21 protein-coding genes, 1 tRNA gene and 1 other RNA gene are annotated in these 26,986 nt (G+C 52.5%); 17 read left to right on the top strand and 6 right to left on the bottom strand.

What is annotated here, in order from left to right:
- Positions 1-9: 9 nt before the first annotated feature.
- Entirely contained in the window at positions 10-672 is a 663-nt protein-coding gene (locus JSN25_RS04885) for an OmpA family lipoprotein (protein WP_003827397.1), read from the bottom strand.
- Positions 673-831: 159 nt separating this feature from the next.
- Between JSN25_RS04885 and JSN25_RS04880 the strand changes: the two genes are divergently transcribed.
- Entirely contained in the window at positions 832-3,165 is a 2,334-nt protein-coding gene (locus tag JSN25_RS04880; protein ID WP_137351212.1) for a molybdopterin guanine dinucleotide-containing S/N-oxide reductase, read from the top strand.
- Here the strand turns inward: JSN25_RS04880 and JSN25_RS04875 are convergent.
- Together JSN25_RS04875 and tag are read right to left on the bottom strand one after the other, a co-directional pair.
- Entirely contained in the window at positions 3,134-3,574 is a 441-nt protein-coding gene (locus JSN25_RS04875; RefSeq protein ID WP_069323746.1) for an N-acetyltransferase, read from the bottom strand. The two genes, JSN25_RS04880 and JSN25_RS04875, sit on opposite strands and share 32 nt — an antisense overlap.
- Positions 3,564-4,133, bottom strand: a complete 570-nt coding sequence (gene tag / locus JSN25_RS04870) for a DNA-3-methyladenine glycosylase I (RefSeq protein ID WP_038635153.1) — start codon at positions 4,131-4,133, stop codon at positions 3,564-3,566. Before tag ends, JSN25_RS04875 begins: the two co-directional genes overlap by 11 nt.
- 159 nt (positions 4,134-4,292) lie before the next feature.
- On the opposite strand from tag, the gene JSN25_RS04865 reads away from it, so the two are divergent.
- From JSN25_RS04865 to JSN25_RS04815, 11 genes are all read left to right on the top strand, one after another.
- Entirely contained in the window at positions 4,293-4,994 is a 702-nt protein-coding gene (locus tag JSN25_RS04865; RefSeq protein ID WP_038635151.1) for an autotransporter outer membrane beta-barrel domain-containing protein, read from the top strand.
- Between the two features lie 251 nt (positions 4,995-5,245).
- Positions 5,246-6,448 carry an L-lactate MFS transporter gene (locus JSN25_RS04860; RefSeq protein ID WP_038635150.1) on the top strand — a complete coding sequence of 401 codons (1,203 nt, stop codon included), beginning with the start codon at positions 5,246-5,248 and terminating at the stop codon, positions 6,446-6,448.
- 209 nt (positions 6,449-6,657) lie between these two features.
- The gene (eptB, locus tag JSN25_RS04855) at positions 6,658-8,352 is read left to right on the top strand and encodes a kdo(2)-lipid A phosphoethanolamine 7''-transferase (protein ID WP_199967193.1); all 1,695 of its coding nucleotides are present in this window, start codon (positions 6,658-6,660) and stop codon (positions 8,350-8,352) included.
- A gap of 92 nt (positions 8,353-8,444) precedes the next feature.
- Positions 8,445-8,521, top strand: a tRNA-Pro gene (locus tag JSN25_RS04850).
- Between the two features lie 32 nt (positions 8,522-8,553).
- A non-coding RNA gene (locus JSN25_RS04845) (RtT sRNA) lies at positions 8,554-8,687 on the top strand.
- Between the two features lie 611 nt (positions 8,688-9,298).
- Positions 9,299-10,906, top strand: coding sequence for a dipeptide ABC transporter periplasmic-binding protein DppA (gene dppA, locus JSN25_RS04840; protein WP_038635147.1), 1,608 nt, complete (start codon positions 9,299-9,301; stop codon positions 10,904-10,906).
- A gap of 166 nt (positions 10,907-11,072) precedes the next feature.
- Complete coding sequence (gene dppB / locus JSN25_RS04835) at positions 11,073-12,092, top strand: dipeptide ABC transporter permease DppB (RefSeq protein WP_032940634.1); 1,020 nt, start codon at positions 11,073-11,075, stop codon at positions 12,090-12,092.
- A 9-nt stretch (positions 12,093-12,101) separates the two neighbouring features.
- On the top strand, positions 12,102-13,004 hold the full coding sequence (dppC, locus tag JSN25_RS04830; RefSeq protein WP_042311715.1) for a dipeptide ABC transporter permease DppC: 903 nt from the start codon (positions 12,102-12,104) through the stop codon (positions 13,002-13,004).
- 10 nt (positions 13,005-13,014) lie between these two features.
- A complete protein-coding gene (gene dppD / locus JSN25_RS04825; protein WP_087857187.1) occupies positions 13,015-13,998 on the top strand; it encodes a dipeptide ABC transporter ATP-binding protein in 984 nt (327 codons plus the stop codon).
- Positions 13,995-14,999, top strand: coding sequence for a dipeptide ABC transporter ATP-binding subunit DppF (gene dppF / locus JSN25_RS04820; RefSeq protein WP_038635143.1), 1,005 nt, complete (start codon positions 13,995-13,997; stop codon positions 14,997-14,999). The genes dppD and dppF overlap by 4 nt, the downstream gene beginning before the upstream one ends.
- A gap of 176 nt (positions 15,000-15,175) precedes the next feature.
- On the top strand, positions 15,176-16,378 hold the full coding sequence (locus tag JSN25_RS04815) for a sigma-54 interaction domain-containing protein (protein WP_087857186.1): 1,203 nt from the start codon (positions 15,176-15,178) through the stop codon (positions 16,376-16,378).
- Positions 16,379-16,411: 33 nt separating this feature from the next.
- Here the strand turns inward: JSN25_RS04815 and JSN25_RS04810 are convergent, their stop codons facing one another.
- The gene (locus JSN25_RS04810) at positions 16,412-17,710 is read right to left on the bottom strand and encodes an aromatic amino acid transport family protein (protein WP_038635139.1); all 1,299 of its coding nucleotides are present in this window, start codon (positions 17,708-17,710) and stop codon (positions 16,412-16,414) included.
- A 117-nt stretch (positions 17,711-17,827) separates the two neighbouring features.
- Entirely contained in the window at positions 17,828-19,024 is a 1,197-nt protein-coding gene (gene megL, locus JSN25_RS04805) for a methionine gamma-lyase (protein ID WP_061380953.1), read from the bottom strand.
- A gap of 424 nt (positions 19,025-19,448) precedes the next feature.
- On the opposite strand from megL, the gene JSN25_RS04800 reads away from it, so the two are divergent.
- The 4 genes from JSN25_RS04800 (at position 19,449) to JSN25_RS04785 (ending at position 24,948) form a co-directional block, all read left to right on the top strand.
- A complete protein-coding gene (locus JSN25_RS04800) occupies positions 19,449-19,556 on the top strand; it encodes a type I toxin-antitoxin system toxin Ldr family protein (protein ID WP_204525485.1) in 108 nt (35 codons plus the stop codon).
- 225 nt (positions 19,557-19,781) lie between these two features.
- On the top strand, positions 19,782-21,788 hold the full coding sequence (gene hmsP / locus JSN25_RS04795; RefSeq protein ID WP_204525484.1) for a biofilm formation regulator HmsP: 2,007 nt from the start codon (positions 19,782-19,784) through the stop codon (positions 21,786-21,788).
- Between the two features lie 157 nt (positions 21,789-21,945).
- Entirely contained in the window at positions 21,946-23,232 is a 1,287-nt protein-coding gene (gene dctA, locus JSN25_RS04790) for a C4-dicarboxylate transporter DctC (RefSeq protein ID WP_006687518.1), read from the top strand.
- 222 nt (positions 23,233-23,454) lie between these two features.
- A complete protein-coding gene (locus JSN25_RS04785) occupies positions 23,455-24,948 on the top strand; it encodes a M16 family metallopeptidase (RefSeq protein ID WP_038635132.1) in 1,494 nt (497 codons plus the stop codon).
- A 92-nt stretch (positions 24,949-25,040) separates the two neighbouring features.
- On the opposite strand, the gene kdgK is transcribed toward JSN25_RS04785, so the two are convergent.
- Positions 25,041-25,970, bottom strand: coding sequence for a 2-dehydro-3-deoxygluconokinase (gene kdgK, locus JSN25_RS04780; protein ID WP_204525483.1), 930 nt, complete (start codon positions 25,968-25,970; stop codon positions 25,041-25,043).
- Between the two features lie 230 nt (positions 25,971-26,200).
- On the opposite strand from kdgK, the gene pdeH reads away from it, so the two are divergent.
- A complete protein-coding gene (gene pdeH / locus JSN25_RS04775) occupies positions 26,201-26,968 on the top strand; it encodes a cyclic-guanylate-specific phosphodiesterase (RefSeq protein ID WP_061380956.1) in 768 nt (255 codons plus the stop codon).
- The last annotated feature ends 18 nt before the right edge of the window (positions 26,969-26,986 follow it).

Raw genomic sequence — 26,986 nt, 5'->3', positions numbered from 1 at the left:
CTCAAAACGTTACTGGATCGGGCTTAAGGTGATCTCTACGCGGCGGTTCTGCGCCTTACCTTCCGCCGTGCTGTTGCTGGCGATTGGGTTTGCCGGACCCATACCCTGAGTGCGGATACGGTTAGCTGCGACCCCTTGAGTGATCAAGGCGCTGGCGACGGAGTCCGCACGCTGCTGCGACAGACGCATATTCAGATCCTGGCTGCCGGTGCTGTCGGTGAAGCCCAGCACGTTAACCGCGGTTTTATTGTACTCTTTCAGGACCATGGCCACGCCGGTCAGGGTGTTAGCCCCGGCAGGTTTCAGGTTAGCGCTACTGCTGTCGAAGGTGACGTTGTTTGGCATGTTCAGAATGATGTTATCGCCACTACGCGTCACGCTGACGCCGGTTCCCTGCATTTTTTCGCGCAGTTTTGCTTCCTGCACATCCATGTAATAGCCGATACCACCGCCAACGGCCGCGCCAGCCGCTGCGCCAATCAGTGCGCCCTTGCCACGATCTTTCTTCGAAGAAGAGAGTGCGCCAATACCCGCGCCGACCAGAGAGCCAATGCCTGCGCCAATGCCGGATTTACCCGCTTCGCGTTCGCCGGTGTAAGGGTTTGTTGTGCAGCCAGAAACCGCCAGGGCGCCGCTCACGATGGCAGCAATAACAAAAACACGTTTCTTCATCTCAATTCCTTAATGACTTATTCTTCTTTGCCACAGCGACGGTGGCGGTTGATTATGACGTGTGAACATGAAGAAAATTCCAGGGAAGACTCTGAAATTTGTAAGTAACATTGAACGGCAGAATAAATAAGCCGCCACATCGTATTCAGGAGCGCCATCTTGGCTAATTCACCCGCACACTACTCAGTGTTAACCGCCGCCCACTGGGGACCTATTCTCGTCGAAACCGATGGCGAGACCGTTTTCTCCTCCCGTGGCGCATTGCCCACCACTCAACCCAACTCTTTGCAAACTGTGGTGCGTGACCAGGTACACAGTAAAACGCGGGTACGTTTTCCGATGGTACGTAAAGGCTTCCTCGTCTCGCCGGAAAACCCACAAGGCGTGCGCGGGCAGGATGAGTTTGTTCGCGTCAGTTGGGATGACGCACTGACGCTTATCCATACGCAGCATAAACGCATCCGTGACAGCTATGGCCCGGCCTCGATTTTCGCTGGTTCCTACGGCTGGCGCTCCAACGGTGTGTTACATAAAGCCGCGACCCTGTTACAGCGCTACATGGCGTTGGCGGGGGGTTATACCGGGCATCTGGGGGATTACTCCACGGGCGCCGCGCAGGCCATCATGCCGTACGTGGTGGGCGGTAACGAAGTTTACCAGCAACAGACCAGCTGGCCTGTCGTGCTGGAACACAGCGATGTGGTGGTGTTATGGAGCGCCAATCCGCTGAATACCCTGAAGATTGCCTGGAATGCTTCCGACGAACAGGGTCTCGCTTACTTCGAGGCATTGCGTGATAGCGGCAAACGTTTGATCTGTATCGATCCGATGCGATCGGAAAGCGTGGATTTCTTTGGCGATAAGATGGAATGGATCGCCCCGCATATGGGAACCGACGTGGCGCTGATGCTGGGCATAGCGCATACGCTGGTGGAAAACGGCTGGCACGACGAAGACTTTCTCGCCCGCTGTACCACCGGTTATGACCGCTTTGCCGACTATCTGCTGGGTAAAACTGATAATGTCGCAAAAACGGCAGAGTGGGCTGCTGAAATTTGTGGGATAACAGCGGAAAAAATACGCGAACTGGCGGCGATATTTCACCAAAACACCACCATGCTGATGGCGGGGTGGGGGATGCAGCGCCAACAGTATGGCGAGCAAAAACACTGGATGATTGTCACCCTGGCCGCCATGCTCGGGCAAATCGGCACGCCTGGCGGTGGCTTTGGGCTGTCGTACCATTTTGCCAACGGCGGTAACCCAACGCGTCGTGCCGCTGTATTGGCTTCAATGCAGGGCAGCGTTAAAGGCGGCACCGACGCGGTGGATAAAATCCCGGTGGCGCGAATTGTCGAAGCGCTGGAGAACCCCGGGGGTTTTTACCAGCACAATGGAATGGACCGGCATTTCCCGGACATCCGCATGTTGTGGTGGGCCGGCGGGGCCAACTTTACTCATCACCAGGACACCAACCGTCTGATTCGCGCCTGGCAAAAACCGGAGCTGGTGGTTATCTCGGAGTGTTTCTGGACCGCCGCAGCAAAGCATGCCGATATCGTATTACCGGCGACCACCTCGTTTGAGCGCAACGACCTCACCATGACGGGTGATTACAGCAACCAGCACCTGGTGCCGATGAAGCAGGTTGTGCCGCCGCAGTATGAGGCGCGCAATGATTTTGATGTTTTTGCCGAACTGAGCGAGCGCTGGGAAAAGGGCGGGTATGAACGCTTCACCGAAGGTAAAAGCGAGCTGGCGTGGCTGGAGACCTTTTATAATATTGCCGGGCAGCGCGGGGCCAGCCAGCAGGTTACACTGCCGCCCTTCACCGAGTTTTGGCAGCGCAACGCCCTGATAGAAATGCCGGAAAACCCCGCCAGCGCGCAATTTATTCGGTTTGCGGATTTTCGCCGCGATCCACAGGCGCATCCGCTGAAAACGGACAGCGGAAAAATTGAAATCTACTCCGCGAAGATTGCGGGTTACGGCTATGCGGATTGTGCGGGACACCCGATGTGGCTGGCGCCTGATGAGTGGTTTGGTAACGCCGAGCCGGGTCAGTTACAGCTACTTTCCGCCCATCCGGCGCACCGTTTGCATAGCCAGTTGAATTACAGTGCGTTGCGTGAGCAGTATGCGGTGGCGGATCGTGAGCCCGTTACGATCCATCCGCAGGACGCGAACGCTCGTGGTATTAAGCATGGCGACACGGTGAGGGTGTGGAACCCGCGTGGGCAAATTCTGGCGGGTGCAGTCGTGACGACAGGGATCAAACCTGGCGTCATCTGCATTCATGAAGGCGCCTGGCCTGATTTGGATCTTACTGCCGGTGGTATTTGTAAAAATGGCGCCGTCAATGTGCTGACCAAAGATCTCCCCAGCTCGAAGCTGGGGAATGGCTGCGCGGGCAACACTGCGCTGGCGTGGCTCGAAAAATACAATGGACCCGCCCTGACGCTTACGGCGTTTGATCCGCCTGCCAGCCCATAATCCACGTGGGGTGGTGAGTCTCTTCCTGCCATGCGCCGTCTTCAATGCGAAAACCCAGCGCATGGTAGAAGTTTACCGCTGACTGATTCTTCTGGTAGACCTCCAGGCTGAGCAGGGAAAAGCGCTGCTGGACATGCCGCACCAGCGCTGTGCCAATTCCGCTTCTGATGGCCGCTGGCGCGACAAACAACGCGCCAAGAAAGCGTTCGTCAATCACGCTGACAAAGCCTTTGAGTACACCTTCTTCTTCCCACACCCAGGTTTGCGCGGCGGGCAGGTATACATCACGCACGACGGGTTCACTTTCGCGCCAGTAGCGTTCGTCGATAAACGGATGGGCATGGATCGTGCTTTCCATCCACAGCGCCAGAATTGACGGCAGATCGTCAGCTTTAGATTCACGAATCATGTTGTGCCCCTGGGTAACAGATGCAACTGGTGATATGGTCGTTGACCAGACCACAGGCCTGCATAAAGGAGTAACAGATGGTGGTGCCGACAAACTTAAACCCGCGTTTTTTTAATGCCTTAGACAGAGCATCTGACGCAGGCGTTGAGGTGGGGATATCGCTCAGGTTGGCGGCGCAGGTCACTTGCGGTTGGTTATCAACAAATGACCAGACAAACTCGCTAAATGGTTCACCGTTTTGCGCCATGGTCAGAAAGGCGCGAGCGTTACCGATAATGGCCTGAATTTTTCCGCGATGGCGAATAATGCCGGCATCCTGTACCAGCCTTTCCACATCCTCTTCGGTCATCGCTGCCACTTTTTCCGGATCAAAATGGTGGAAGGCGTGGCGATAATTTTCCCGTTTCTTCAGTACGGTAATCCATGATAATCCCGCCTGCTGGCCTTCCAGGCAGATCATTTCGAACAGCTTCTTGCCATCGGTTTCGGGGACGCCCCATTCCTTGTCGTGATAGGCAATGTAAAGTGGGTCCTGGCTGACCCATCCGCAACGCTGCATATTCTTCCTCGCTGTTTTTACTGGCGTAAAAATTTCATTCGGCCCGCCTTGACGCGCCAGCTAAAAAGACAATATTTAATACAGGGCCTGATGGGCCCGATTTCCTACACACAATGACAATAATATCGCCGAATTCGGCTCTTTTCTGGAGTCGCGTTGATGATTATAAGAAACAGTAGTGGTCGCCAAAGGTTAACTCTGGCGAGCGTCGTAGTTTGTGCGCTGTCCATCAATACAGCATATGGCTGGCAACAAGAATATATCGTTGATGCGATGTCAGGGCATACGGCTGAACGTTATACATGGGACAGCGATCACCAACCACGTTATAACGACATTCTGGAGGAACGTATTCGTTCTACGCAGAACGTGGCGGGTCCGGTGGTGAATCTGGCCGATCAGACGCTGATGGATACGACCAGCGGCATGAGTATGGGCTGGAACTTTCCGCTTTCCAGACAGGTAACGACCGGACCGGTCGCCGCCTTACATTATGACGGCTCGACCACGTCTACCTACAACGAGTTTGGTGATAGCGCGACCTCGATAACACCGACCGATCCGTTGTGGCATGCCAGCGTCAGCACGTTAGGCTGGCGAGTCAATTCGCAGTTCGGTGATGTGCGTCCATGGGCGCAAATCAGCTATAACCAACAGTTTGGCGAGAATATCTGGAAGGCGCAGTCGGGCCTCAGCCGCATGACGACAGCAGGACAGGACGGTAACTGGCTGGATGTTACCGTCGGTGCGGATATGCTGTTGAACCCGCATATGGCGGCTTACGCCGCACTTTCTCAGGCAGAAAACAGTACCAACAATAGCGACTATATGTACACCATGGGGGTTAGCGCTAAATTTTAACGAAAGAAATCATTGGTTATACATCTTAGTTACATATTGGGATCAATAATCACACGCCTTCCAGCGATAGTGTGTACTAACTCTTGCGATAAAATTCAGTATCCCGACTTTTTGTCTCGTCATTCATTCCGCAATCCAGGCATTTCATTCCGTCCTGGCGGCATTTCATGCCGTTTTTTCCTGGTATAAATGGCGCTTCGGTATGGTTGTTGGCAGAGAATTTCCCATTTTGCTTATGCAGGAAGACTGCCATGAAAACTTCTGATTATCAGCGTACCCGTTGGCTGACACTGATCGGCACCATCATTACCCAATTTGCCTTAGGTTCTGTTTATACCTGGAGCCTGTTTAATGGCGCGCTCTCTTCTAAACTGGACGCGCCGGTGAGTCAGGTTGCATTTTCCTTTGGTTTGCTGAGCCTGGGGTTGGCGATTTCTTCTTCCGTCGCCGGAAAACTGCAAGAACGTTTTGGCGTGAAACGCGTCACCATGGCCTCCGGTATCTTACTGGGCGTCGGCTTCTTCTTAACCGCCCACTCTGACAGCCTGATTATGCTGTGGTTGAGCGCTGGTGTACTGGTCGGCCTGGCGGATGGCGCAGGATACCTGTTAACCCTTTCCAACTGCGTAAAATGGTTCCCTGAGCGTAAGGGGCTGATTTCCGCCTTTGCCATCGGCTCTTATGGCCTGGGTAGCCTCGGTTTTAAATTCATCGACAGCCAACTGCTCAGCACCGTGGGTCTGGAAAAAACCTTTATGATCTGGGGCGCAATTGTGCTGGTGATGATCGTCTTTGGCTCCATGCTGATGAAAGATGCGCCGAATCAGGAAGTGAAGGCGAAAAATGGCGTGGTCGAGAACGACTACACTCTGGCGCAGTCCATGCGTAAACCACAGTACTGGATGCTGGCCGTGATGTTCCTGACTGCATGTATGAGCGGGCTGTATGTAATTGGCGTGGCGAAAGATATTGCACAGAGCCTGGCGCATATGGATGTAGCCACGGCGGCAAATGCAGTGACTGTCATCTCCATCGCTAACCTGTCAGGCCGTCTGGTACTGGGTATTCTGTCCGACAAAATCTCTCGTATTCGTGTTATCACCATTGGTCAGGTTGTTTCGCTGGTCGGTATGGCGGCACTGCTGTTCGCCCCGCTCAATGACGTTACGTTCTTTGCGGCGATTGCCTGCGTGGCATTTAACTTTGGCGGCACCATCACCGTGTTCCCGTCACTGGTGAGTGAGTTCTTTGGTCTCAATAACCTGGCTAAAAACTACGGGGTTATTTACCTGGGCTTCGGTATCGGCAGTATTTGTGGTTCCATTATCGCCTCGCTGTTTGGCGGATTCTATGTGACCTTCTGCGTTATCTTTGCGCTGTTAATCATCTCGCTGGCACTTTCCACTACTATTCGCCAGCCGCAACGTAGCGTATATACCGAGGCGCACGCCTAAATCTATTAGTAGCCTGATTAATACCTGGCGCATATATTTACAAAAATATATGCGTCATTTGCATTCTCTATAAGCACTTTTCTTCCCTCCTGTGGTCTACTTACCCGCGCCCGTAGATTTCACCTCTGCTGTTGTCGCATTTTTCCCCTGTTAGGTCTGTTTGGCCGCTGCACAGGGAGTTTTTATCCCGATCCCCAGGGTTTGTTTGCATGAGATACATTAAGTCGATGACGCAGCAGAAACTCAGTTTCTTGCTGGCAATCTATATCGGTTTGTTTATGAACTGTGCTGTATTTTTCCGTCGCTTTAGCGGATATGCGCACGAATTCACCGTCTGGAAAGGACTCTCTGCGGTTGTTGAATTAGCTGGCACTGTGCTGGTGACCTTCTTTTTATTACGTCTTCTCTCTTTATTCGGCCGCCGGGTCTGGCGTGTGCTGGCAACCTTTGTGGTGCTGTGTTCTGCCGGCGCCAGTTATTATATGACCTTCCTGAACGTGGTAATTGGCTACGGTATTATTGCCTCCGTCATGACCACGGATATTGATTTATCTAAAGAAGTCGTCGGCTGGCATTTTATCGTGTGGCTGGTTTCAGTCAGTATTGTGCCGTTGGTTCTTATTTGGAGTAACCGCTGCCGCTATACGCTAATGAGACAGATTCGTACCCCGGGCATGAGATGGCGTAGCGTGGCGGTGGTGTTACTGGCAGGCCTGATGGTGTGGGTGCCGATTCGCCTGTTGAGCATGCAACAGAGAAGCGTTGAACGGGAAACCGGCATCGATCTACCCAGCTATGGCGGGGTTGTGGCGAACTCTTATTTGCCGTCAAACTGGCTCTCAGCGTTGGGCCTGTACGCCTGGGCGCAGGTGGATGAGTCTTCAGATAACAAATCGCTGATGAACCCGGCCAAAAAGTTTACCTATGTCGCGCCGAAGAACCTCGACGACACCTATGTGGTCTTTATTATCGGGGAAACGACCCGCTGGGATCATATGGGAATTTTTGGCTATGAGCGAAATACCACGCCAAGGCTCGCCCAGGAGAAAAATCTGGCCGCATTCCGCGGATATTCCTGCGATACGGCAACCAAACTTTCTCTGCGCTGCATGTTTGTCCGTGAGGGTGGGGCGGAAGAAAATCCGCAGCGTACGCTGAAAGAACAAAACGTTTTTGCCGTGCTTACTCAGCTAGGGTTCAAGACAGATCTCTACGCCATGCAAAGCGAGATGTGGTTTTACAGTAATACCATGGCGGAGAATATCTCCTACCGTGAGCAGATCGGCGCTGAGCCGCGTAACCGTGGCAAAAACGTTGATGACATGCTGTTGATTCCCGAGATGCAGCAGTCTCTGCAGCAGAACGATGACGGTAGTAATCACCTGATTATTCTGCATACCAAAGGATCGCATTTTAACTATACGCAGCGCTACACCCGTGAATATGCACAGTGGAAGCCGGAATGCGTCAATGTTGATAGCGGCTGCTCAAAAGCGGAGATGATCAACTCATTCGATAACTCGGTAACTTATGTTGATCACTTTATCACTCAAGTATTTGATCAACTGCGCGATAAGAAAGCGATAGTGTTCTACGCTGCCGATCACGGTGAGTCAATTAACGAGCGTGAGCACCTGCACGGGACGCCGCGTAAAATGGCGCCGCCTGAGCAGTTCCGCGTTCCTATGCTGGTGTGGATGTCTGACAAGTATCTGGAAGACCCCGATCATGCGAAGGCGTTCGCCCATCTGAAGCAAGAAGCGGATATGAAGGTGCCGCGTCGTCACGTGGAGCTGTACGACACTATTTTAGGTTGCCTTGGTTATACCTCACCAAACGGCGGTATTAACGAGAATAACAACTGGTGCCGTATCCCGGACGCGAATAAGGTTGCAGCCCAGTAACGGAGGCTGCTGACTTTCTCGCCGATCAAATGCCATTTTGATGCTAAGGGATTGACGGGCGCGCTGCTGAGCAGTAAGATGCGCCCCGCATTCGGTGATTGGCGCAGCCTGGTAGCGCACTTCGTTCGGGACGAAGGGGTCGGAGGTTCGAATCCTCTATCACCGACCAAATTCAAAACCCTGCTCAACGAGCAGGGTTTTTTGCATTATGGCCCGTGAGGATGAGAACCTCCGGGGGCAAGAGGTTCGACTCGAGCGTAGCGAGAGAACGTTGCGTCAGCAACGGCCCGCAGGGCGAGCCACGCAGTGGCGAGTAATCCTCTATCCGGCCTACACGCTCAGTTTCACCCCGGCGTGTATGGCGTTTCCAATCCCATCTTTGACCTTCATTTTGTCTACAAAAATTGTGCGCCACTTCCCACTGACTGTTAACGATTCTGTGACATATTCCATTGCCTTTTTTTATATTTGCATGAAACTTTTTTTGCGCTACTTATGGCTGAACCTGGCATTTTCCGCTGTGCGTTTTAACGTTCATGGTATTAATCGCTCAGATATGCAGCATTAATTTAGAAAGTTTTAAGAATTTGCATAAATGTTAATCACCAAATGTTGCTAAATATTAAGATATTTATTCTGGTACAGAGCGCGTAGCACAAATTTCCCTGCTGAAAATAGCCGTCTGCACTTTTTTTAATCTTTGTTTGTCAATTCTCACCGTTGGTGTAAATCACGGTTACCTGTATTGACGTTTTCACATTCTGTTGACAGATTGTAGGGCATGAGGGGCATTTCATGGAGAATCCGCACTGCAACTCAGTCGCTTATGTGAACGGAATCCCCATCCTCTTAACGCCGACCCGGCCGGGTAAAAAACAAAAAAGGCCAGGCGGTGCAAACCCACTGCAAAGGGTAAAACAACAAACATCACATTTGGAGCAGAAGAATGAGTATTTCCTTGAAGAAGTCAGGGATGCTGAAGCTTGGTCTGAGCCTGGTGGCCATGACCGTCGCAGCAAGCGTACAGGCTAAAACTCTGGTTTATTGTTCAGAAGGATCTCCTGAAGGCTTTAACCCGCAGCTTTTCACCTCTGGCACCACCTATGATGCCAGCTCCGTACCGATCTATAACCGCCTGGTTGAATTCAAAATCGGTACCACCGAAGTGATCCCGGGCCTTGCTGAGAAGTGGGAAATCAGCGAAGACGGTAAAACCTACACCTTCCACCTGCGCCAGGGCGTGAAGTGGCAGGACAATAAAGATTTCAAACCGACGCGCGATTTTAACGCCGATGACGTGGTGTTCTCGTTCGATCGTCAGAAAAATGCCCAGAACCCGTACCACAAAGTCTCTGGCGGCAGTTATGAATACTTCGAAGGGATGGGTCTGCCAGATCTGATCTCCGAAGTGAAAAAAGTGGACGATAAAACCGTTCAGTTCGTACTGACGCGTCCGGAAGCTCCTTTCCTGGCCGATCTGGCGATGGACTTCGCTTCTATTCTTTCTAAAGAATACGCAGACAACATGCTGAAAGCCGGTTCCCCGGAGAAAGTAGACCTCAACCCAATTGGTACCGGTCCGTTCCAGCTGCAGCAATACCAGAAAGACTCCCGTATTCTGTATAAAGCTTTCCCGGGCTACTGGGGTACTAAGCCGCAGATCGACCGTCTGGTCTTCTCTATTACGCCTGATGCTTCCGTACGTTACGCCAAACTGCAGAAGAATGAGTGCCAGGTGATGCCGTATCCAAACCCGGCAGATATCGCGCGCATGAAGCAGGATAAAAACATCAACCTGATGGAGCAGGCTGGTCTGAACGTGGGCTACCTCTCCTACAACACCGAGAAGAAACCGTTTGATGACGTCAAAGTTCGTCAGGCGCTGACTTACGCGGTAAACAAAGAAGCGATCATCAAAGCCGTTTATCAGGGCGCTGGCGTGGCCGCGAAGAACCTGATCCCACCGACTATGTGGGGCTATAACGACGACATTAAAGACTACAGTTACGATCCTGAGAAAGCGAAAGCGCTGCTGAAAGAAGCCGGTCAGGACAAAGGCTTTACCGTTGAGCTGTGGGCAATGCCGGTACAGCGTCCGTACAACCCGAACGCACGCCGTATGGCGGAGATGGTTCAGGCTGACTGGGCGAAAATTGGCGTTCAGGCCAAGATTGTGACCTACGAGTGGGGCGAGTATCTGAAACGCGCCAAAGCGGGTGAGCATCAGGCCGTCATGATGGGCTGGACCGGTGACAATGGGGATCCGGATAACTTCTTCGCCACCCTGTTCAGCTGTGCGGCAGCGAAAGACGGTTCCAACTACTCTCGCTGGTGCTACAAGCCGTTTGAAGACTTGATCCAGCCGGCGCGTGCCACCGACGACCACAACAAGCGTATCGAACTGTACAAACAAGCTCAGGTTGTTATGCACGATCAGGCTCCGGCTCTGATTGTTGCTCACTCCACTGTGTACGAGCCAGTGCGTAAAGAAGTTAAAGGCTATGTGGTTGATCCATTAGGCAAACATCACTTCGAAAACGTCTCTGTCGAATAATTAAAAGCAATCAAGGAAGCGCTGCGCCCCGGTGTTGTGTAGGCCGGATAAGCGCAGCGCCATCCGGCGTAATGCTTTACCCGCGATGCAGTTTGCGTGGGATAAGATTTGTGAGCAATACAGACTCACGGTTCCAGGCCGTGCGTCATTAGAGAGAATCCGGGTTATGTTGCAGTTCATTCTCCGACGTTTGGGACTCGTCATCCCCACGTTTATCGGTATCACTCTTCTCACTTTTGCCTTCGTCCATATGATCCCCGGCGATCCGGTAATGATCATGGCGGGTGAGCGTGGGATCTCCCCTGAGCGTCATGCTCAACTGCTGGCCGAACTTGGTTTGGATAAACCGATGTGGCAGCAGTACCTCCATTATATCTGGGGGGTTATGCATGGTGACTTAGGTATCTCGCTGAAAAGCCGTTTACCTGTGTGGGATGAGTTCGTGCCTCGTTTTAAAGCCACGCTGGAACTCGGCGTCTGCGCGATGATTTTCGCCGTCGCAGTAGGTATTCCGGTGGGGGTACTTGCTGCCGTGAAGCGCGGCTCCATTTTCGATCACACCGCCGTTGGCCTGGCGCTGACCGGTTACTCTATGCCGATTTTCTGGTGGGGCATGATGCTGATCATGCTGGTTTCCGTGCAGTTAAACCTGACCCCGGTTTCCGGCCGGGTGAGCGACATGGTATTCCTTGATGACTCCAACCCGCTGACCGGTTTTATGCTGATAGATACCGCCATCTGGGGCGAAGAGGGTAACTTTATTGATGCGCTGGCGCATATGATCCTGCCCGCGATGGTGCTGGGTACCATTCCTCTGGCGGTAATTGTGCGTATGACCCGTTCATCAATGCTGGAAGTACTGGGTGAAGATTACATTCGTACCGCCCGTGCCAAAGGTCTGACCCGGATGCGCGTCATCATTATTCACGCTTTGCGTAACGCCATGCTGCCCGTCGTGACCGTTATCGGTCTGCAGGTCGGTACATTGCTGGCCGGGGCGATCCTGACTGAGACTATCTTCTCATGGCCTGGGCTGGGACGCTGGCTGATCGATGCGTTACAGCGCCGCGATTATCCGGTGGTGCAGGGCGGGGTGCTGCTGGTCGCGACGATGATTATCCTCGTCAACCTGCTGGTAGACCTGCTGTACGGCGTGGTGAACCCGCGTATTCGTCATAAGAAGTAAGGGGCCATCATGTCACAGGTTACTGAAAATAAAGTTATTGCCGCACCGGTGCCAATGACCCCGATGCAGGAGTTCTGGCACTATTTCAAGCGTAATAAAGGCGCGGTTGTCGGGCTGGTTTATGTTGTCATCATGATTCTGATTGCGGTCTTTGCGAATGTTCTCGCCCCGTATAATCCGGCTGAGCAGTTCCGTGATGCGCTGCTGGCGCCGCCTGCGTGGCAGGAAGGCGGCACGATGGCGCACCTGTTTGGTACTGACGATGTGGGCCGCGATGTGCTGTCGCGTCTGATGTACGGCGCGCGTCTGTCGCTGTTGGTCGGCTGTCTGGTCGTGGTGCTCTCCCTGCTGATGGGCGTAATTCTCGGGTTGATCGCCGGTTATTTTGGCGGGATTATCGATAACGTCATCATGCGCGTGGTCGATATCATGCTGGCGCTGCCGAGCCTGTTACTGGCGCTGGTGCTGGTGGCGGTATTTGGTCCTTCGATTGGCAACGCCGCGTTGGCGCTGACGTTCGTGGCGTTACCGCACTATGTGCGTCTGACGCGCGCCGCCGTGCTGGTGGAAGTCAACCGCGACTACGTTACCGCTTCGCGCGTGGCGGGTGCCGGTGCGATGCGCCAGATGTTCGTCAATATTTTGCCTAACTGTCTTGCGCCGTTGATTGTTCAGGCATCGCTTGGTTTCTCTAACGCCATTCTCGATATGGCTGCCCTCGGCTTTCTGGGGATGGGCGCACAGCCACCTACGCCGGAATGGGGCACCATGCTCTCTGACGTTCTGCAGTTTGCCCAAAGCGCCTGGTGGGTCGTGACCTTCCCGGGGCTGGCGATCCTGCTGACGGTGCTGGCATTTAACCTGATGGGTGACGGTCTGCGTGACGCGCTCGATCCCAAACTGAAGCAGTAAGAGGTTCGAGATGGCGTTATTAAATGTAGATAAATTATCGGTGCACTTCGGCGACGTAGGCTCCGAGTTCCGCGCCGTAGACCGCATTAGCTACAGTGTGAACCAGGGTGAAGTGGTTGGCATTGTGGGTGAATCCGGCTCTGGTAAGTCTGTCAGTTCGCTGGCGATTATGGGGTTGATTGATTACCCTGGCCGCGTGATGGCCGAAAATCTGGAGTTTAACGGTCGTGACCTGAAGCGCATCTCTGAGAAAGAGCGTCGTCAGTTAGTCGGTGCAGAAGTGGCGATGATTTTCCAGGATCCGATGACCAGCCTTAACCCGTGCTACACCGTCGGCTATCAGATTATGGAAGCCATCAAGGTGCATCAGGGCGGCAATAAAAAAACGCGCGTTCAGCGGGCGATTGACCTGCTGACGTTGGTGGGGATCCCCGATCCGGCCTCGCGTCTGGACGTGTATCCGCACCAGTTGTCCGGTGGGATGAGCCAGCGCGTGATGATCGCGATGGCGATTGCCTGTCGTCCGAAGCTGCTAATTGCCGACGAACCGACGACGGCGCTGGACGTGACCATTCAGGCGCAGATCATTGAGCTGCTGCTGGAGTTGCAGCAAAAAGAGAATATGGCGCTGGTTTTGATTACCCACGACCTGGCGCTGGTGGCGGAAGCGGCACACAAAATCATCGTGATGTACGCCGGGCAGGTCGTGGAAACCGGCGCTGCGCAGGATATTTTCCGCGCGCCGCGTCATCCGTATACCCAGGCATTGCTACGTGCGCTACCGGAGTTTGCGCAGGATAAAGCGCGTCTGGCTTCGTTGCCAGGTGTGGTCCCAGGTAAATATGACCGTCCGAACGGCTGTTTGCTGAACCCGCGCTGTCCGTATGCAACCGACAAATGCCGCGCTGAAGAACCTGAACTGAATCTGCTGGAAGGCGGTCGTCAGTCGAAATGCCACTACCCACTTGATGATGCCGGGAGGCCCACACTATGAGTACGCATGAGGCCACCTTGCAACAGCCACTGTTGCAGGCTATCGATCTGAAAAAACACTACCCGGTAAAGAAGGGATTATTTTCCCCTGAGCGCCTGGTGAAGGCGCTGGACGGCGTCTCCTTTACTCTTGAACGCGGTAAAACGCTGGCGGTAGTAGGTGAGTCCGGCTGTGGAAAATCCACGCTTGGCCGCCTGTTGACGATGATTGAAGTTCCAACTGGCGGTGAGCTGTATTACCAGGGGCAGGATCTGCTCAAGCACGATCCGCAAGCGCAGAAGCTGCGTCGGCAGAAAATCCAGATTGTGTTCCAGAACCCGTACGGCTCCCTGAATCCCCGTAAGAAAGTGGGGCAGATTCTGGAAGAGCCGTTGCTGATCAACTCCACGCTCAGCAAAGAGCAGCGGCGTGAAAAAGCGCTGGCGATGATGGCGAAAGTGGGGCTAAAAACTGAGCACTACGATCGTTACCCGCATATGTTCTCCGGCGGCCAGCGTCAGCGTATCGCCATTGCCCGTGGTCTGATGCTGGACCCGGACGTGGTGATTGCCGACGAACCGGTCTCGGCGCTCGATGTTTCGGTGCGTGCGCAGGTCCTGAATCTGATGATGGATTTACAACAGGATCTTGGACTGTCCTACGTTTTTATCTCGCACGACCTGTCGGTGGTGGAGCACATTGCCGATGAAGTGATGGTGATGTATTTAGGCCGCTGTGTGGAAAAAGGGACTAAGGATCAGATCTTCAATAATCCGCGTCATCCGTATACCCAGGCGCTACTTTCAGCCACGCCACGTCTGAACCCGGACGACCGCCGCGAACGTATCAAGCTGACCGGCGAGCTGCCAAGCCCGCTGAATCCGCCGCCGGGTTGTGCGTTCAACGCCCGCTGCCGCCGTCGTTTTGGTCCGTGTACCCAGCTTCAGCCGCAGTTGAAAGATTATGGCGGTCAACTGGTGGCCTGTTTCGCCGTGGACCAGGATGAAAACCCACAGCGATAAACGTGGGTTATGACCTAATAACCGGAGCCTTGTGCTCCGGTTTTTTTATATTTTGTTTTTACGTCCACAATGTGAGTCCTCTGGCAGAACATTATTCCATAGCGTCTAAAATGTAGTCAGATACCCTTTTGTCACAGAAATAGCGATTTCGCAGTTGCTAACGATCAGGAGCAAATGTGGTCACGATACGCTGGGATATTAAAACAATTGATCGACTATCGATGGTTGAGGATGTCCTGAAGGAATTTTCCTGCTGTGATATCAATATCATCTCAATGAAAGTCACACCGGGACGGATCCTGATTAAATCCTGGTGCCGCCAGCTGCAGGATATTTCCTGCGTGCAAACGTGTTTGAGCCAGCGAGCCGATATTATTAATGTCGCTTACCTGTGTGAAGAGATAAGCGAACTGTCAACGTCCGAGCCGGAACGCCCGCGCTATTTCTCTGACATTATTTGCACTAGCCAGAGCATGCGCTTGCTTATCGAAAAGTCGATCAGAATTGCCGACAGCAAATATACCGTTCTGATCCGCGGTGACACCGGAACCGGCAAGGAGCTACTGGCTCGGGCTATCCATAATTCAGGGAAGCGGCGGTTTTATCCGTTTATTCCAGTCAACTGCTCTGCATTGCCTGAGTCGCTGATGGAGAGTGAATTCTTTGGCTATGAGAAAGGAGCCTTTAGCGGCGCAGATTGTAAAGGCAAAAAAGGGCTGTTTGAAATGGCCGATAAAGGCACCCTTTTTCTTGATGAGTTTGGTGAAATGTCGCTGAGCTTACAGGCTAAATTACTGCGCGTGCTTCAGGATGGTGGGATTCGTCGCGTTGGCGGCGCACAAATTATACCGGTTAATGTACGTATTATTGTGGCAACCAACGCTAATCTGGAAGAGATGGTGGAACAACGTCTGTTGCGCGCCGATCTCTATTATCGCATCAACGTACTTTCACTCACCATTCCTCCCTTACGGGAGCGCCCGCAGGATATTAGTCTGCTTATTCGCCACTTTGTGCAGAAGTATGCGAAGGAGTTCCAGCGCCGGATAATCCTGGATAAAGCCTGTTTTGCGGCCTTGCATCATCACGCCTGGCCGGGAAACGTTCGTGAACTGGAAAATACCATTATTCGTCTGATGCTGATGGCGGAATCGGATGTCATTACCCTGGACGAACTGGGAATGGTGAATTTACCTGCGGTTGAACAAGCCCCAACGGAACGCCCTTTTAAAGAACAAGTGCTTAGTGCTGAGCGCCAGCTCATCGAACAAATGGTAGAAGATAATGTGTCGTCGCGGCATATCGCTAAAGCGTTGGGGGTGTCGCATACCACGGTGTTGAATAAAATTCGCAGCTATCAGTTGGAGAGTGTGAGTTAAGCGCCGCCAGTGGCTGACGGCGCGTTAGACGGGTTATTCAATCAGCTTCAATAATGGCGACAGGCACAGCAGAATTCCGTACAGCAGAATCAGCCAGGTTTTAACACCGCGCAATTTCTCTAACTGCGTCACTTTATAGATCAGGAAAAACGGAATAATACACGACACAATCCCGTACAGTGGGCTCCCCAATTGGAAGAATACCAGCACCGATACGCGGAACGACACCCAAATAACCAGAGTAATCACAATAAATGTGCAAATACCCAGCGTGAGCACCAGCGGATTAATTTTCTCAACGTCAATGACGCGACTCAGGATGTTAAGAATAATACCCTTAATGGCCTCATGGAATCCCAGGTAAATACCAAAAAACGCCGTTAATACGGCGAAGATATTCAGTACCGTTGAGGTGATATGAATAATTTGTCCTGGAATAACCTGCGCTGCCAGCGCCAGGGCGGAAATATTTTGCTCAAAGGCCGAAACGGCCTCTTCATGGCTAATAGAAAAGGTAAAAGAGAAGGAGAAAAACAGAATAACCGCAATTAGCGTAATGTAACTGATGCGATGCGTGCGAATCGCCATGCGCGTCGCCAGTACCCGGTCTGCCACCCGTTTGCGATAAGCGATGTTCATTGGGTTTAATACCTGAATAAACACTGCTGAGAAGAAGCAGAACGGGATGGTCAACAGCACGTTGCGAAAGAAAACCGAGGCTTCAGGAAACGCGCTGATATTGCTAAAGTTCCAGTGCGGGATCATCGCAAAACCAAACACGATGATGATACCCACTTTTACTACTACCATCGGACCGGAGATTTTGAACAGCAGCTTTTCTCCCCCGGATGCAATGGCGACCAGCACGGCAAAAATGGCTACTTTGTAGATTATTGACTGCGAAAGGTCGGCCTCGGTCAAGCCAAAAGTTTTGATATAAGAGGCACTGTCAAATACTACTGATAGGGAATAAATAAATATGCCGTGAATAATCATCAGGAAATAGATGACGCCAAGAAATACGCCCCAGTTTTTCCCCAAATAATGACTTATAATATCGGTATAGTCATTACAGGTTTCACTCTCTGATAATGTTTTTAAATAAATGTCCTGCACAATATAAGTCGCGGGATAAGCAATAATAAAGGCGACAATAAATACCCAAATACCTGTTAAGCCAATTTGTACCGGCATCAGTACCGTTCCGGCGCCAATTGCCATGCCGATACAGAGTAATACCCAGCCAAAATCGTATTTCGTAAACGGTATCTTTTTTGAGATTGGTACGGCGGTTGCTGTATTGTTGCTTAATTGTAATGTGTTGTCCTGCATAGAACCCCCTGCCCAAAATACACGCTCTCCCCGGAAAAGGATTGCGCGTATAGCCAGACTGTTGTGCCTTGATTCTCAACAGTCTGAACCGATCGGCGTCGGTTCAGACTGTAGTGGTCAGAATGTTGCCTTTCTGATGGCGTGTTCAAGGTCGTTAATAATATCTTCTGGATCTTCAAGACCCACAGAAAGACGGATAAGCCCGTCGGTAATACCTGCTTTAAGCCGTTCCTCTGGCGCAACGGGCGAATGTGTCATAGACGCTGGGTGCTGAATGAGGGTTTCGGTATCACCGAGACTGACCGCGAGGAGGCACAATTCTACAGAATTGATCATCCGTCTGCCAGCCTCGAGGCCGCCGGCGATTTCGAAGCTGATAATTCCTCCAGGCAGACTCATCTGCCGTTGGCCAAGCTCATACTGCGGATGTGAAGAGAGGCCGGGATAATAAACGTGGGTGATGGATGGATGCCCTTCCAGGAAGCGGGCGATTTTCATCGCATTTTCGCAGTGACGCTCCATTCGAATGCCCAGTGTTTTAACGCCGCGCAGCGTTAACCAGGCGTTGAACGGACTCATGCAGCCGCCGGTGATATCTTTCAGCCCCACAAACCGCGCCTGGTCAATAAACTCCTGCTTGCCGACGATAATGCCGCCAATCACATCCCCGTGACCGTTGATATATTTGGTGACGCTGTGCACCACGATGTCTGCGCCCAGTTGCAAAGGCTGCTGACAGTACGGCGACATAAAGGTGTTATCCACCACCAACACTGCGCCTTGCTGATGGGCAATACCGGCCACCGTTTCAATATCAACCAATGAGAGCGTCGGGTTGGCGGGCGTTTCGATATACACCACTTTGGTTTCCGGGCGCATGGCGGCGCGAATTTCTTCAGGATTCGCCGCATCGACAAAGCTGACGTTAATCCCGAACTTCGGCATGCTGTGCGACAGAAACGCGTGGGTGCAGCCGTAAATTGCGCTGGCGGAAACGATATGGTCACCCTGCTGGCACAATGTCAGCAGCGTTGTGGTGATGGCAGAAATACCGGACGCGGTTGCCAGTCCGGCTTCACCTCTTTCCAGCACCGCCAGCTTTTTCTCCAGCGCATCGGTGGTGGGGTTACCCAAACGAGTATAAATGTACCCGGACTCCTCAAGCGCAAAGCGGGCGGCACCTTGTTCGGCGCTGTCAAATACAAATGTTGAAGTCTGGAAAATAGGCGTACTGAGCGCGCCAGTTGAAGGGTCGGGTTGTTGCCCCGCGTGAACGATCTGGGTGTTGAATCCGTAAGTACGACAGTCAGACATGATATCTCCTTTAATTCGGAACAGAACAGCTCACACTCAAATAGCAATCGCTGTGCCAGAAAATGAATTAATAGATATCAATGGGTTATGTGTTTTCCTTGATTGATGGTCGGCAGGAATGTTGCCAACTGGCAAGAATCTTTCCAGCGTACTGGCGAGAAAAGGGTGAAGTGCGAGGCGCTACGCAGAGCGGAATATTGCGCAGTGATATGGCGAATGGGCTACCGTAGAATCAGCGGCAAGCCGGGAATTCCCGGTGAGGCGCAATGTTGCGGGGGCTTGATCCCCGGCGGCATCGGTTGCTGGAAAGAGAAAACCCCCGCACGTTGTTCAGTATAAACCTGGCAACAAAACGGGGGCTAACTTGACTCCAGACAAGTTAAGGATAGCCGCGAACAGTTGCCATTGCAACACAGGCGGCTATATGACGCTCGTACAGTTAGGCGTGGCCTTCTGGCACGATTTAGCGGCTCCAATCATCGCTGGCATTTTTGCCAGCCTGATTGTGAGCTGGCTACGTAACAGGAAGTAATGCGCTTAGTGGGCGTCTGCCTGCCGTGATGGCAACATGCGCCCGAACCAGGCCGCAGGGGTGACCTTGCGGCCTTTTTCGGCTTAAATGCAGATAAATCTCGTCGTCAGGTGCCTATCCTGTCGCGATAATGCACGCTGGGAAGTTTTCAGATACCGTCTCTCTTAATACCGCTACGATCGGGTATACTCTGACGGCAGTTTCGTCTATCCGTGGAGAGTCAGTTTGCGTGTCAGTCGCTCGTTAACAATTAAGCAGATGGCAATGGTCGCGGCCGTTGTCATGGTGTTTGTTTTCATTTTTTGCACCGTTTTGTTGTTCCATCTGGTACAGCAGAACCGCTATAACACGGCTACACAACTGGAAAGTATCGCTCGCTCCGTCCGTGAACCTCTTTCCGACACTATCCTGAAAGGGGATATTCCCGAAGCGGAAGCCATTTTACGCAGCATTCGGCCAGCGGGCGTGGTCAGCCGCGCTGATGTGGTGCTGCCTAATCAGTTTCAGGCGCTGCGGATGAGCTTTATTCCCGAACGCCCGGTTCCCGTTACGGTGACCCGCCTGTTTGAGCTTCCGGTGCAAATTTCGCTGCCGGTCTATTCACTTGAGCGCTCAGCGAACCCACAGCCGCTGGCGTATCTGGTGCTGCAGGCGGATTCGTACCGCATGTACAAGTTTGTGATGAGCACGCTCTCAACGTTAGTGACCATTTACTTACTTTTATCGTTAATACTCACGGTAGCCATCTCATGGTGTATTAACCGTTTGATTGTGCACCCATTGCGCAAAATCGCTCGCGAGCTGAACGACATTCAACAGCAGGATCTGATTGGCTATCAACTGGCATTACCACGTCTGCATCAGGATGATGAGATTGGTATGCTGGTGCGTAGCTACAACCTCAATCAGCAGCTCATCAAACGCCATAGCGAAGAGCAAAGCGACCATTCGATGCGCTTCCCGGTTTCCGAATTGCCCAACAAGTCGTTTTTAATGGGATTGCTGGAGCAGGTGGTGACGCGTCAGCAAACGACGGCGCTGATGATTGTCACCTGTGAAACCCTGCGTGATACCGCGGGCGTGTTAACCGAAACTCAGCGAGAAATCTTGCTGCTGACGTTAGTCGAAAAACTAAAATCGGTATTGGCCCCCAGAATGGTGCTTACCCAGGTGAGCGGCTATGACTTCGCCATCATCGCGCATGGTGTAAAAGAGCCCTGGCATGCCATTACACTAGGTCAGCAAGTACTCACTATCGTTAATGAGCGGTTACCGATTCAGGGCATTCAACTACGTCCGAACTGCAACATCGGGGTGGCGATGTTTTATGGTGATTTAACTGCAGAGCAGCTCTACCGCCGCGCCCTGTCCGCCGTGTTAACGTCGCGTCATAAAGGTAAAAACCAAATTCAGTTCTTTGATCCGTTGCAAATGGAAGAGGCGCAGCAGCGTTTAACCCAGGAGAACGATATTTTAACCGCCATGGATAACCAGCAGTTTGCGCTCTGGATGCAGCCCCAGGTAGAAATGTTCAGCGGCAAGGTATTGAGCGCAGAAGCATTATTGCGGATGCAACAGTCGGACGGTAGCTGGGAGCTGCCAGAAGGGTTAATCGACAGAATTGAGTCTTGTGGTCTGATGGTGACCGTCGGTTATTGGGTGCTGGAAGAAACATGCCGCCAGCTGTCAGCCTGGCAAGAACGCGGTCTGATGCTGCCGCTCTCGGTGAATTTATCCGCTCTCCAGTTGATGCACCCCAATATGGTGTCTGATCTGCTGGAGTTGTTAACGCGCTATCGCATTAAGCCTGGCACATTGATCCTCGAAGTGACTGAAAGCCGACATATTGACGATCCCAATGCCGCGGTGGCCATTTTGCGACCGCTGCGCAACGCGGGCGTGCGCATCGCGCTGGACGATTTTGGCATGGGGTATGCGGGTCTGCGACAGCTACAGCATATGAAGTCGCTACCGGTGGATGTACTCAAAATTGATAAGATGTTTGTCGATGGCGTGCCCGAAGATTGCAGCATGATCTCCGCCATCATTCAATTGGCACACAGTCTCAACTTGCAGATGATCGCCGAAGGCGTTGAAACGGAAGCGCAACGCGAATGGTTATCACAAGCAGGGGTGGAAGTGGCGCAAGGCTTCCTGTTTGCCCGACCGGTTCCGGCAAATATCTTTGAAGAACGCTATCTGGCACCGGAAGGCGCTGATTACAAAAGTTAAAAAAGGTCTCGCTTGTGCGAGCCAGCTCAAAATTTTTAACATTTTTGTATCAATTATGATCCAGGTGCATTTCTGTCATGTTGAGTGGGTGTTACTTTAAGGCCGCAGGTTAAACAAAACCTTACAAGACCTGTGGTTTTTACTTTAAGGACACCCTATGAAGACCTCTATATTCAAAAGCCTTTACTTTCAGGTCCTGACAGCAATTGCCATTGGTATTCTCCTTGGCCATTACTACCCTGAATTAGGCGCCCAAATGAAGCCGCTTGGTGATGCTTTCGTTAAGCTCATCAAGATGGTCATCGCACCTGTCATCTTCTGTACTGTCGTGACCGGCATTGCAGGCATGGAAAGTATGAAAGCAGTAGGCCGCACCGGTGCGGTTGCACTGCTCTATTTTGAAATTGTCAGTACGATTGCGCTGATCATCGGCCTCATCATCGTCAACGTGGTGCAACCTGGTGCCGGGATGAACGTCGATCCGGCAACGCTGGATGCCAAAGCGGTAGCGATTTACGCCGAACAGGCAAAAGACCAGGGGATCGTAGGTTTCCTGATGGACATTATCCCTGCGAGCGTCATTGGCGCGTTTGCCAGCGGTAACATCCTGCAGGTATTACTGTTTGCGGTAATGTTTGGTTTTGCTCTGCATCGTCTGGGCAGCAAAGGCCAGATGATTTTCAACGTAATTGAAAGCTTCTCGCAGGTTATTTTCGGCATCATCAATATGATCATGCGCCTGGCGCCGATCGGTGCTTTCGGTGCCATGGCTTTTACCATCGGTAAATATGGCGTCGGAACGCTGGTGCAACTGGGGCAGCTGATAATCTGCTTCTACATCACCTGTATTCTGTTTGTGGTTCTGGTACTGGGCTCCATTGCTCGCGCGACTGGCTTCAGCATCTTCAAATTCATCCGCTATATCCGTGAAGAACTGCTGATCGTTCTGGGTACGTCTTCATCTGAATCCGCACTGCCGCGTATGCTCGATAAAATGGAGAAACTGGGCTGTCGGAAGTCGGTTGTCGGGTTGGTTATACCCACGGGGTACTCGTTTAACCTTGATGGGACATCCATCTATCTGACGATGGCGGCGGTGTTTATCGCTCAAGCCACCAACAGTCATATGGATATTTTCCATCAGATAACCCTGCTGGTCGTGCTCCTGCTCTCCTCAAAAGGTGCTGCGGGTGTGACCGGGAGTGGCTTCATTGTTCTGGCCGCGACTATCTCTGCGGTGGGGCATTTACCGGTCGCTGGCCTGGCGCTAATTCTCGGTATTGACCGCTTTATGTCTGAAGCCCGTGCGCTGACCAACCTGATTGGTAACGGTGTGGCAACTGTCGTTGTGGCTAAATGGGTGAAAGAATTGGATACCAAAAAGCTGGATGACACGCTGAATAATCGTGCGCCGGATGGCAAAACGCACGATTTATCCTCTTAATCTCGTCACTTATGCCCGTAGTCCCTTCCAGGACTGCGGGTGTTTGCGCATAATTACCCCCTGTGCCTGAAACCGTCGATTCGGCGGCGTCGGGATTTTTTCACTTCCTCCGTGACATTTTCATGTTCTTGCGGTCTAACACGAAGTGTTTTTAACGTCATATTCAGAGAGTCCTTTCGCGGGCTGTCTTTTTATTACCAGGATAGTTGATCAGGGGTTCACATGCAGGGCACAAAAATTCGACTTTTAGCGGGCGGCTTGCTGATGATGGCCACTGCCGGCTATGTGCAGGCAGATGCGCTCCAGCCTGACCCGGCGTGGCAACAGGGCACGCTGGCAAATGGTCTACAGTGGCAAGTGCTAGCCACTCCCCAGCGCCCCAGCGACCGTATTGAGGTTCGCCTGCTGGTCAATACCGGTTCACTCACCGAAAGTACGCAACAGAGTGGTTTCAGCCATGCGATCCCGCGTATCGCGCTGACGCAAAGCGGTGGCCTTGATGCCACGCAAGCCCGTTCACTGTGGCAGCAGGGGTTCGATCCCAAACGTCCCATGCCGCCCGTTATCGTTTCTTATGATTCCACGCTATATAACCTCAGTCTGCCTAACAGCCGTAACGACTTGCTGAAAGAGTCACTTACTTACCTGGCGAATATTTCCGGCAATCTGAGCATCACTCCTGAAACGGTTAATCATGCGCTGAGTAGCGAAGATATGGTCGCAACCTGGCCGTCAGATACCAAAGAGGGGTGGTGGCGTTACCGTCTGAAGGGATCAACCCTGCTGGGGCACGATCCAGCCGATCCGCTAAAAACGCCTGTCGATGCCGCGAAAATCCACTCCTTCTACCAGAAATGGTATACCCCGGACGCGATGACGCTGATTATCGTGGGTAACGTAGATGCGCGCAGCGTGGCTGAACAAATCAATAAAACCTTTGGCGAGTTAAAAGGAAAACGGGAAACCCCAGCGCCGGTGCCGACGCTTTCGCCGCTGCGTGCGGAAGCCGTGAGCATTATGACCGATGCGGTACGTCAGGATCGCCTTTCCATCATGTGGGACACGCCATGGCAGCCAATCCGTGAATCCGCCGCGCTGTTGCGCTACTGGCGCGCTGATTTAGCCCGTGAAGCGCTGTTCTGGCATATTCAGCAGGAACTGACCAAAAACAATGCCAAAGATATCGGCCTTGGATTTGATTGTCGGGTCCTGTTTCTGCGTGCCCAGTGCGCTATCAACGTGGAATCGCCGAACGGTAAGCTGAATGCGAACCTCGGTACGGTTGCGCGTGAGCTGGCGAAAGTGCGTGATAAGGGCCTGCCGGAAGAAGAGTTCAATGCGCTGGTGGCGCAAAAAAATCTGGAACTGCAGAAACTGTTTGCCACCTATGGCCGTACCGATACCGACATTTTGATCAGCCAGCGTTTGCGCTCGCTGCAAAATCAGGTGGTGGATATCGCGCCTGAACAGTATCAGCGTTTACGCCAGAGCTTCCTCAACAGTCTGAACGTTGAGATGCTGAATCAGGATCTGCGCCAGCAATTGTCGCAAGATATGGCGTTAATTCTGCTGCAGCCGAAGGGGGAGCCTGAATTCAATATGAAGGAACTGCAGGCGACGTGGGATAGCATTATGGCGCCCGTTACCGCGGCGGCAACGCCGGTAGAAACGGATGAATCACATCCTGAAGTGACGGATATCCCGCCGGTACAGTAACCTCCAGGCCGGATAAGGCGATTACGCTGCCATCCGGCCTTGGGTGGGTAGGCTGGGGGCGCTTCGCTTGCCCGGCCTACAAGAACAACACGTTATTGCGGCATAGCGTCGCGTGGGATAATCGCCCCGCGATGCTGAATCACCGTGCTTGCCGTCAGGTGACCACGTTTTGCGGCATCGGCGGCATTGCCACCGGTCAGACGTACCGCCAGATACCCGGCGCTAAAGGAGTCTCCCGCTGCGGTGGTATCAATCACTTTCTCTTTCGGTAATTTAACGGCCGGGACGTCGATCAGCGTTTCACCCTCGATAGAAACCAGACAAGAGTCTGCGCCGCGCTTCACCACGACTTCCTGAACGCCAGCCGCGTGAGTACGGGCAATCACCTCGGCTACAGGTTTTTCACCCCACAATGCGTCTTCATCATCCAGCGTCAGGAACGCGATATTGGTGCATTCCAGCATCTGCTGATAAACCTGCTGCGTTTCTTCTTTGCTGCTCCACAGGCGTGGGCGGTAGTTATTGTCAAAAATGACTTTTCCACCGTTAGCGCGGCATTCACGCAGTAACGTCAGCAGTTTGTCACGGCTGGCCGGGCTTAGAATCGCCAGGCTGATTCCGCTCAGATACAGATAGTCAAATGTCGCCAGCTCTTCGCAAATCGCGGCGGACTGTTCGCTCTCCAGCCAGAATTTTGCTGCGGCTTCATTACGCCAGTAATAGAAGGTGCGCTCGCCGGTGCTGTCGGTCTCAATGTAGTAGAGTCCCGGCAGGCGGTTTTCCATACGCTGGGTTAATGAGGTGTCAACATTTTCACCCTGCCAGGAGTCCAGCATTTGTTGGCTGAAACTGTCAGTACCCAGTGCAGTCACATAGTGTACCGAAAGCGCCGCTGCATCGACCTGGCGGGCGATATAAACGGATGTATTCAACGTGTCGCCACCGAATCCGCGCTGAACGTCGGTGCCTTTCTGTGACAGCTCAATCATGCATTCGCCAATCACGGCAATCTTTCTGGACATAGTCGTAACCTGCTCTGAAAAAAATTAGCGTTAGTGTGCGCTGTGGGTGTTAAGTGGTCAACTATATTAAAACAACGTTCCATTATTTTTTTGAGCCAGCACGTGTTCTGCGTTGTTTTTTGCCGCCTGGTTTTTATTTTGCCTGCGGCGGAACGTAAAGTTCTGCGCCTGAGCGCCGATAACCTTTGACGAGTCCGGTCAGTCACACTCTTATTTACAGGACATCTTTGATGATAAAGCAGGTTACCCAGCAGCTCATTACGCCCGATGCGAGTATCGAAAGCTTGCAGGCGAGACGCTATTGGCTGCAGTGCGAGCGTGCTTACACCTATCAGCCGATTTACCAGACCGACGGACGGCTGATGGCCGTTGAACTGCTGACCGTCGTGACCCATCCTGATAATCCTGCCCAACGTATTGCGCCAGATCGCTATTTTGCTGAAGTGGCCGTCCGACACCGTATAGAGGTCGTGAAAGAGCAGCTCCTGCAGCTTGAGCTGAAAAAGGACTTTTTCAGAGCCAATAACCTGCTGGCTTCAGTGAATGTCGATGGCCCAACGCTGATTGCGATGCGCCAGGATCCTGAAATCCTGAAAATCATCGAATGCCTGCCGTGGCTGCGTTTTGAGCTGGTGGAGCATATCCGCCTGCCGAAGGGGTCGTCGTTCGCCTCAATGTGCGAGTTTGGTCCCCTCTGGCTGGATGATTTTGGTACCGGAATGGCGAACTTCTCGGCCCTGAGCGAAGTGAGTTACGACTATATTAAAGTGGCGCGGGATCTGTTTGTCATGCTGCGCCAGACGCCGGAAGGCCGCAATCTCTTCACGTTGTTGTTACAGCTGATGAACCGCTATTGCCGCGGGGTGATTGTTGAAGGTGTTGAAACACTTGAAGAGTGGCGTGATGTGCAAAACTCACCGGCTTTCGCGGCGCAAGGCTATTTTCTTTCTCGTCCAGTACCTCTGGACACCCTCGAAGAGGTGATCCTGTCGCTTTGATTCGGATGTAGCGTCCCT

Source organism: Citrobacter cronae (assembly GCF_016893685.1).
Taxonomy (GTDB): domain Bacteria; phylum Pseudomonadota; class Gammaproteobacteria; order Enterobacterales; family Enterobacteriaceae; genus Citrobacter; species Citrobacter werkmanii.
Note: the sequence above shows the minus strand (reverse complement) of the source record. Positions and strands in the feature narration are given on the sequence as shown.

Coding starts and splice junctions, on each gene's coding strand:
- JSN25_RS04885 (WP_003827397.1), bottom strand. CDS start 672: ATGAAGAAACGTGTTTTTGTTATTGCTGCCATCGTGAGCGGCGCCCTG.
- JSN25_RS04875 (WP_069323746.1), bottom strand. CDS start 3,574: ATGATTCGTGAATCTAAAGCTGACGATCTGCCGTCAATTCTGGCGCTG.
- tag (WP_038635153.1), bottom strand. CDS start 4,133: ATGCAGCGTTGCGGATGGGTCAGCCAGGACCCACTTTACATTGCCTAT.
- JSN25_RS04865 (WP_038635151.1), top strand. CDS start 4,293: ATGATTATAAGAAACAGTAGTGGTCGCCAAAGGTTAACTCTGGCGAGC.
- JSN25_RS04860 (WP_038635150.1), top strand. CDS start 5,246: ATGAAAACTTCTGATTATCAGCGTACCCGTTGGCTGACACTGATCGGC.
- eptB (WP_199967193.1), top strand. CDS start 6,658: ATGAGATACATTAAGTCGATGACGCAGCAGAAACTCAGTTTCTTGCTG.
- dppA (WP_038635147.1), top strand. CDS start 9,299: ATGAGTATTTCCTTGAAGAAGTCAGGGATGCTGAAGCTTGGTCTGAGC.
- dppB (WP_032940634.1), top strand. CDS start 11,073: ATGTTGCAGTTCATTCTCCGACGTTTGGGACTCGTCATCCCCACGTTT.
- dppC (WP_042311715.1), top strand. CDS start 12,102: ATGTCACAGGTTACTGAAAATAAAGTTATTGCCGCACCGGTGCCAATG.
- dppD (WP_087857187.1), top strand. CDS start 13,015: ATGGCGTTATTAAATGTAGATAAATTATCGGTGCACTTCGGCGACGTA.
- dppF (WP_038635143.1), top strand. CDS start 13,995: ATGAGTACGCATGAGGCCACCTTGCAACAGCCACTGTTGCAGGCTATC.
- JSN25_RS04810 (WP_038635139.1), bottom strand. CDS start 17,710: ATGCAGGACAACACATTACAATTAAGCAACAATACAGCAACCGCCGTA.
- megL (WP_061380953.1), bottom strand. CDS start 19,024: ATGTCTGACTGTCGTACTTACGGATTCAACACCCAGATCGTTCACGCG.
- JSN25_RS04800 (WP_204525485.1), top strand. CDS start 19,449: ATGACGCTCGTACAGTTAGGCGTGGCCTTCTGGCACGATTTAGCGGCT.
- dctA (WP_006687518.1), top strand. CDS start 21,946: ATGAAGACCTCTATATTCAAAAGCCTTTACTTTCAGGTCCTGACAGCA.
- JSN25_RS04785 (WP_038635132.1), top strand. CDS start 23,455: ATGCAGGGCACAAAAATTCGACTTTTAGCGGGCGGCTTGCTGATGATG.
- kdgK (WP_204525483.1), bottom strand. CDS start 25,970: ATGTCCAGAAAGATTGCCGTGATTGGCGAATGCATGATTGAGCTGTCA.
- pdeH (WP_061380956.1), top strand. CDS start 26,201: ATGATAAAGCAGGTTACCCAGCAGCTCATTACGCCCGATGCGAGTATC.